The sequence below is a fragment of the Mesorhizobium sp. M1050 genome, from assembly GCF_040318715.1.
Classification (GTDB): domain Bacteria; phylum Pseudomonadota; class Alphaproteobacteria; order Rhizobiales; family Rhizobiaceae; genus Mesorhizobium.
This window is the reverse complement of record NZ_JAMYMV010000165.1, coordinates 1-1,544: the sequence shown is the minus strand read 5'-3', so window position 1 is coordinate 1,544 and position 1,544 is coordinate 1. Positions and strand designations below refer to the sequence as shown.

The 1,544-nt window shown below is 60.9% G+C and carries 1 protein-coding gene; it reads left to right on the top strand.

The window, feature by feature from the left end; translation table 11 throughout:
- Positions 1-128: 128 nt before the first annotated feature.
- Positions 129-1,400 carry an ABC transporter substrate-binding protein gene (locus NKH57_RS33680; RefSeq protein ID WP_023758411.1) on the top strand — a complete coding sequence of 424 codons (1,272 nt, stop codon included), beginning with the start codon at positions 129-131 and terminating at the stop codon, positions 1,398-1,400.
- Positions 1,401-1,544 lie beyond the last annotated feature (144 nt).

Here is a 1,544-nt window from a genome sequence, read left to right as displayed (position 1 = left end):
CGCGCCGCAAGAACAGCATGAATTGGGCCGCCAAACTGGCTCAGAACACTCGCAAAAACAGCGTTTATGGATGCGCACTAGTCTAGCCATGCTCGCAGTGAGAGAGCAAATGAAATGGGAGGATTTCTATGCGCATCACAATGACCTGCGCCGCGCTCGTGCTTGCCCTGGGCTCTGCCCCGGCCTATGCGCAGTCCGGCGAAATCACCATCTGGAGCTGGAATGTCGCCGCTTCATCGTTGAAAGCGACCATTGCCGGCTTCAACAAGCAATTCCCCGACGTCAAGGTTACGGTCCAGGATCTCGGCAACCAGCCGACTTACGACAAGTCGATCGCCGGTTGTGCGGCCGGCGGCGTCGGTCTGCCCGACATCGTCACCATCGAGAACGGCGAAGCCGAAAATTACTGGAGCCAGTTCCCCGACTGCTTCGTCGACCTGCATACGCTGGGATATACCGCAGAGGATCAGGCGAAATTCCCCGACTTCAAGCGCACCGAGCTCGAAGTCGGCGACAAGGCTTATGCGATGCCGTGGGATTCGGGCCCGGTCGCGGCCTTCTATCGCCGCGACTTCTACGAAAAGGCCGGCGTCGATCCGGCGTCGATCAAGACCTGGGACGATTTCATCGCAGCCGGCAAGAAGATCCAGGCCGCCAATCCGGGCGTCACCATGACCAACGCCGATTTCAACGGCGATAGCGAATTCTTCCGTATGATCTCCAACGAACAGGGCTGCGCCTATTTCTCCGCCGATGGGCAGTCCATCACGGTCAACCAGCCCAAATGCGTCGATGCCATGACCAAGATCAAGGAGATGAAGGACGCCGGCATCATTTCGTCGGCCGACTGGGGCACCAAGATCACCAACAACACCGCCGGTACCGTCGCCACCCAGATTTATGGCGGCTGGTATGAAGGCACCATTCGCACCGAATCGGCCGGTGAAAACGGCAAATGGGGCGTCTATCTGATGCCGAGCCTCACCGCTGATGGCCCACGCGCCGCCAATCTCGGCGGGTCCTCGCTGGCCATCACATCGGCGTCGAAGAACAAGGAGGCTGCCTACGCCTATCTCAAGTACACGCTCGGAACCAATGAGGGCCAGATCACGATGCTGAAGGGTTTCGGCCTCGTGCCGTCGCTGATCTCGGCACTCAATGAGCCCTATGTTTCCGAAGGCCTGCCCTACTGGGGCGGCCAGGCGGTGTGGAAGGATATCCTCGGCACTTTGCCAAAGGTCGTTCCCAGCCGCGGCACGCCATTCCAGAGCGATGCCGAAATCATCGTTCGCGCTGTGCAGACCAAATATCTCGCCGGCGGCTATCCCGACGCCAAGGCGGCACTCGACGACGCCGCAAGCCAGATCGCCGCGGCGACCGGATTGCCCGTCAAATCTTGATCTGGAGATGATGTCGCGGGGGGGGGGGGTGTGGCCCCCGCCCCAAACCGCACCCCCCGGGGGGTGGGGCGCGGGGGGGTGTTAATAAAATTAGCGGGGGGCCCGAATAGGAGTGGTGTTTTGGGGGGGGGGGGGGGGGGGTTA

Coding starts and splice junctions, on each gene's coding strand:
- NKH57_RS33680 (WP_023758411.1), top strand. CDS start 129: ATGCGCATCACAATGACCTGCGCCGCGCTCGTGCTTGCCCTGGGCTCT.